Here is a 5,153-nt window from a genome sequence, read left to right on the forward strand (position 1 = left end):
CGGCGAGCTCGGCCTGCGTGCGCCGCCAGATCTCCTCCGCGTGGTGGTGGAACCGGTCGTGCCGCCAGCCGCCGGCCTGCGCCTTGTGGAGGGTGTCGGTGCGGCCCTGCACGGCCTGCTCGGCCTCGGGTCGCTGCGCGCCCAGGCGGTGCAGGCGGATCTCGCCGCCGTCCCGCGAGGTCTCGACGACGAGGACGCGCAGGTCGGGCCGGTGCTGCAGCAGCGGCACGATGTCGGGGAGCGGGCTGTAGGAGACGCCCTCGGGCGCGACCGGCCGACCCGGCAGCACTTCGTTCAGCACGACCCTCCCGTCCACGGCGACCGCGAAGAGGCAGCAGGCGCCCTGGGGGCGCCCGGCCCCCTCGAGCAGAGCGGCGAGAGCCCGGATGTCGGCCTGCGGCGCACCCTGGCGGGCGAGCTCGTCTCCGAGGGACGTGGCGCGCTCGAGCGAGATGTCCGGCGGATCCCCGGAGTCGATCGCGAGGTCGACGTAGAGCTGCGACACGGGCCGGGAGTCGCGGAGGAGCTCGGCCAGGGTCGGGAGAGCGGGGGTGGTGGTCACCATCGGGTCGTCCTTTCCTCTCGGTCCCGACAGTGTCGGACGGCAGGAGCGGGAGGAGGGACGGGGTTGACTGCTCGCGCGCGCCTCAGAGCAGGCGGCGCGCGGAGGCCCAGGCGGTGAGCTCGTAGCGGGAGGAGAGCTGCAGCTTGCGGAGGACGGCGGAGACGTGGGACTCGACCGTCTTGACCGAGATGAAGAGCTCGGCGGCCGCCTCCTTGTAGGCGTAGCCGCGGGCGATCAGGCGCATCACCTCGCGCTCGCGGGCCGAGAGCCGGTCGAGCTCGTCCACCGACTCCGCCTGCTCGCCCGCCAGCGCCCCGAAGGCGTCGAGCACGAAGCCGGCCAGGCGCGGCGAGAACACGGCGTCCCCGCCCGCCACCGCGAGCACGGCCCGGCTGACCTCGGCTCCGGAGCTGGCCTTGGTGATGTAGCCGCGGGCGCCGGCGCGGATCACGCCGACCACGTCCTCCGCGGCGTCCGAGACGCTGAGCGCCAGGAAGCGCGACGACGACCCGGCGCTGCGCCGCAGCACCTCGGCCCCGCCTCCGCCCGCACCGCCCGGCAGGTGCACGTCGAGCAGCACCACCTCGGGCGCGAGCGAGGCGACCAGGCCGACGGCGGAGTCGACGTCGGCCGCCTCCCCGACGACCTCGAGCTCGGGGGCGAGGTCGGCCCGCAGGCCGGAGCGGAAGATGGAGTGGTCGTCGACCAGCAGCACGCGGGTCACCGCTCGACCTCCGCGGGGAGCCGCAGATGCACCTCGGTGCCGGTGCCGCCGACTCCGGGGCGCACGGTCGCGCTGCCGCCCGCGCGCGCCATCCGGCCGATGATCGACTCGCGGATGCCGAGGCGGTCGCCGGGCACCTCGTCGAGGACGACGCCGGGGCCGCGGTCGCGCACGAACACGTCGACGCCCTGCACGGAGGACTCGAGGTACACCGAGACGTCGCCGCCCGCGTGCCGGGCCGCGTTGAGCACGGCCTCGCGGGTCGCGGCGAGGAGCGCGGCGGCGCCGGGGACGGACGCTCCGACAGCCACCACCTCGAGGTGCACGGGGTAGTCGAGCTCGACGGCGGCGGCGATCGCCCGGACCTCGGCGGCCAGGTCGTTGGCGACCGGGACGTCGCGCTCGAACAGCCAGTCGCGCAGCTCCCGCTCCTGGGCGCGGGCGATGCGGGCGACCTCGCTCGAGGCTCCGGCGCGGTTCTGGATGAGCGCGAGGGTCTGCAGCACGGAGTCGTGCAGGTGCGCGGCGATCTCGGCCCGCTGCTCCTCGCGCACGCGGGCGGCGCGCCCGCCCCTCAGCTCGGACCAGAGGGTCACCACCCGGGGCGCGGCCAGCACGCCGGCGGCGATCAGCAGCACGCCCACGGCGAGCACCGCGTTGAGCGCGCTCGGGCGGCCGGTGAGCACGGCCGCTCCGGCGAGCACCAGCAGCGCGCAGGAGGCGAGGCGCACTGCGGAGCCGTACCGGGCGGGGCGGACGGCGTCGCCGCGGTCGAGCCCGAGGCTCCAGCCGACGGCTCCTCCCGCGAGCAGGCCGACGGCGACGAGCGCGCGGGTGATGTCGGCGTCGTCGCCGCTGTCGACGGTGATCAGCACGGCGAGCGCCGCGACGGCGGCGGCGAGGGTCAGCAGGCCGGCCACGGGAGCGGAGCGGCGGACGGCCGGATCCGCGTCGCGCGAGTCGAGCGGCGCGAGGGGCACCAGCGCCCAGAGCCAGAGGTAGAGGAGCGCGCCGCCCCCGCCGAGCGCGGTCGTGAGGACGGCCAGGAGGCGGGTCCTCCGCACGCTCCAGCCGAGGTGGTCGGCGACCGCGGTGCACACTCCGCCGAGCAGCATCGTCCGCGGCCGCTGCAGCGGGGGGCGGATCGGCGGGGCCGGAGGCTCCCGGGTCGGGGCTCTCGGGGCCGGTGCTGGCCGGGCCGGCCGCTCCGGGATCCGTCCCGATCGGCGTCGTCGCTGTGCTCGCCGCATCCGTGCCGTCCGGCTCCGCGGAGCCCGGCGGGGTCGTGCTCTGTCCTGTCATGCTGCGAGTCTCCCGTGCGCCCCACGGCCCGGACCATCGGGGGAACCCCTGATCCGACCCCGAGAGCACCCCCGATCGTGCGGCCGACCTGTTTGGATGCAGGGGTGAGCACAGTCCCCGGCACCGCCGTCCGCCCCCCGCTGCAGCGGCCGCGGACGATGCTGCTCGGCGGAGTGTGCACCGCGGTCGCCGACCACCTCGGCTGGAGCGTGCGGAGGACCCGCCTCCTGGCCGTCCTCACGACCGCGCTCGGCGGGGGCGGCGCGCTCCTCTACCTCTGGCTCTGGGCGCTGGTGCCCCTCGCGCCGCTCGACTCGCGCGACGCGGATCCGGCCGTCCGCCGCTCCGCTCCCATGGCAGGTCTGCTGACCCTCGCCGCCGCCGTCGCGGCGATCGCCGTGCTGATCACCGTCGACAGCGGCGACGACGCCGACATCACCCGCGCGCTCGTCGCCGTCGGCCTGCTCGCGGGAGGAGCCGTCGGCTGGAGCCTCGGGCTCGACCGCGGCGACGCCGTCCGCCCCGCCCGGTACGGCTCCGCAGTGCGCCTCGCCTCCTGCGCGCTGCTGGTGCTCGCCGGAGCGGCCGTGCTCACCGGCCGCCCGAGCGCGCTCAACGCGGTGCTCGCCGTGGGCGTGCTGCTGATCGCCGCCGGCGTGCTGGCCGCGCCCCGGGTGGTGACCCTCTGGTCCGAGCTGATGGGCGAGCGCGCCGCCCGCGTGCGCGAGGAGCAGCGGGCCGAGATCGCCGCGCACCTGCACGACTCCGTGCTGCAGACCCTCGCGCTCATCCAGAACCGCGCCGGAGCCTCGAGCGAGGTCGCCCGCATCGCCCGCGCCCAGGAGCGGGAGCTGCGCGACTGGCTGTTCGAGCGCGACGTCCCGGTCGCCAACGACCTGGCCGCCGAGGTCCGGGCGATCGCCGCCGCCGTCGAGTTCGACTACCCCGTGCACCTCGAGGTGGTGGCTGTCGGAGCGTCCGTCCCCGGCGCCGCCGCGCTCCTCGCCGCGACCCGCGAGGCCGTGCTCAACGCGGCCCGGCACGCGGGCGGCGACGTCTCGGTGTACCTCGAGTCCTCCGTGCAGGGCGTCGACGTGTTCGTGCGCGACCGCGGCCCCGGCGTCGTCCTCGACGAGGTGCCCGGCGACCGCCTCGGCATCCGCGAGTCGATCATCGGCCGGATGGCGCGCGCGGGCGGCAGCGCGACCGTGCGCCCCGGAGTCGGCGGCACCGGCACCGAGGTGCATCTGCGGCTCCCCGCGGAGGTCGAGCGGTGACCCGCGTGCTGCTGGTCGACGACCACTCCATCTTCCGCTCCGGCCTGCGGGCCGACCTCGCCCCCGAGCTCGAGGTCGTCGGGGAGGCGGCCGACGTCGACTCCGCCGTCGGCCTGGTCGCCTCGCTCGCGCCCGAGGTGGTGCTGCTCGACGTGCACCTGCCGGGCGGTGCGGGCGGAGGCGGGGCCGAGGTGCTGCGGCGCAGCGCCGGGTCGTCGTCGCGCTTCCTGGCGCTCAGCGTCTCGGACGCCGCGGAGGACGTGGTCGGCGTGATCCGCGCCGGCGCCCGCGGCTACATCACCAAGGCCAGCTCCGGAGCCGAGGTCAGCCGGGCCGTGCTCGCGGTGGCGGGCGGGGACGCCGTGTTCTCGCCGCGCCTGGCCGGCTTCGTGCTCGACGCCTTCGGGGCGCTGGCGGGCGAGCAGGCGGAGTCGGTGGACGAGCTCGACCGGCTCTCGGCCCGCGAGCGCGAGGTGATGCGCCTGATCGCCCGCGGCTACGCCTACAAGGAGGCGGCCGCCGAGCTCTTCATCTCGGTCAAGACGGTCGAGTCCCACGTCTCCGCCGTCCTCCGCAAGCTGCAGCTCTCCTCCCGCTACGAGCTCACCGCCTGGGCCTCCGCGCGCCGCCTGCTCTGAGGCGCGCGCGAGCAGTCAACCCCGTCCCTCCTCCCGCTCCTGCCGTCCGACACTGTCGGGACCGAGAGGAAAGGACGACCCGATGGTGACCACCACCCCCGCTCTCCCGACCCTGGCCGAGCTCCTCCGCGACTCCCGGCCCGTGTCGCAGCTCTACGTCGACCTCGCGATCGACTCCGGGGATCCGCCGGACATCTCGCTCGAGCGCGCCACGTCCCTCGGAGACGAGCTCGCACGCCAGGGTGCGCCGCAGGCCGACATCCGGGCTCTCGCCGCTCTGCTCGAGGGGGCTCGGCGCCCCCACGGCCGCTGCTGCCTCTTCGCGGTCGCCGTGGACGGGAGGGTCGTGCTGAACGAAGTGCTGCCGGGTCGGCCGGTCGCGCCCGAGGGCGTCTCCTACAGCCCGCTCCCCGACATCGTGCCGCTGCTGCAGCACCGGCCCGACCTGCGCGTCCTCGTCGTCGAGACCTCGCGGGACGGCGGCGAGATCCGCCTGCACCGCCTGGGCGCGCAGCGACCCGAGGCCGAGCAGGCCGTGCAGGGCCGCACCGACACCCTCCACAAGGCGCAGGCCGGCGGCTGGCGGCACGACCGGTTCCACCACCACGCGGAGGAGATCTGGCGGCGCACGCAGGCCGAGCTCGCCG

The 5,153-nt window shown here is 76.2% G+C and carries 4 protein-coding genes and 2 pseudogenes; 3 read left to right on the forward strand and 3 right to left on the reverse strand.

The window, feature by feature from the left end; genetic code table 11:
- From C5C33_RS17795 to C5C33_RS17805, 3 genes and pseudogenes are all read right to left on the reverse strand, one after another.
- Positions 1-565 (reverse strand): annotated as a pseudogene (locus tag C5C33_RS17795) (hypothetical protein); the annotation flags it as partial.
- A gap of 82 nt (positions 566-647) precedes the next feature.
- Positions 648-1,289 (reverse strand): response regulator transcription factor, encoded by a 642-nt coding sequence (locus C5C33_RS17800; RefSeq protein ID WP_104225749.1) that lies wholly within the window; start codon positions 1,287-1,289, stop codon positions 648-650.
- Positions 1,286-2,434, reverse strand: coding sequence for a sensor histidine kinase (locus tag C5C33_RS17805; RefSeq protein ID WP_374953835.1), 1,149 nt, complete (start codon positions 2,432-2,434; stop codon positions 1,286-1,288). The genes C5C33_RS17800 and C5C33_RS17805 overlap by 4 nt, the downstream gene beginning before the upstream one ends.
- A 261-nt stretch (positions 2,435-2,695) precedes the next feature.
- On the opposite strand from C5C33_RS17805, the gene C5C33_RS17810 reads away from it, so the two are divergent.
- The 3 genes and pseudogenes from C5C33_RS17810 to C5C33_RS17820 all read left to right on the forward strand — a co-directional run.
- On the forward strand, positions 2,696-3,868 hold the full coding sequence (locus C5C33_RS17810; RefSeq protein ID WP_104261765.1) for a sensor histidine kinase: 1,173 nt from the start codon (positions 2,696-2,698) through the stop codon (positions 3,866-3,868).
- Positions 3,865-4,506 (forward strand): response regulator transcription factor, encoded by a 642-nt coding sequence (locus tag C5C33_RS17815; protein ID WP_104225749.1) that lies wholly within the window; start codon positions 3,865-3,867, stop codon positions 4,504-4,506. Before C5C33_RS17810 ends, C5C33_RS17815 begins: the two co-directional genes overlap by 4 nt.
- Before the next feature lie 82 nt (positions 4,507-4,588).
- Positions 4,589-5,153, forward strand: a pseudogene (locus C5C33_RS17820) (hypothetical protein); the annotation flags it as partial.

Source organism: Rathayibacter sp. AY1H3, from assembly GCF_002932015.1.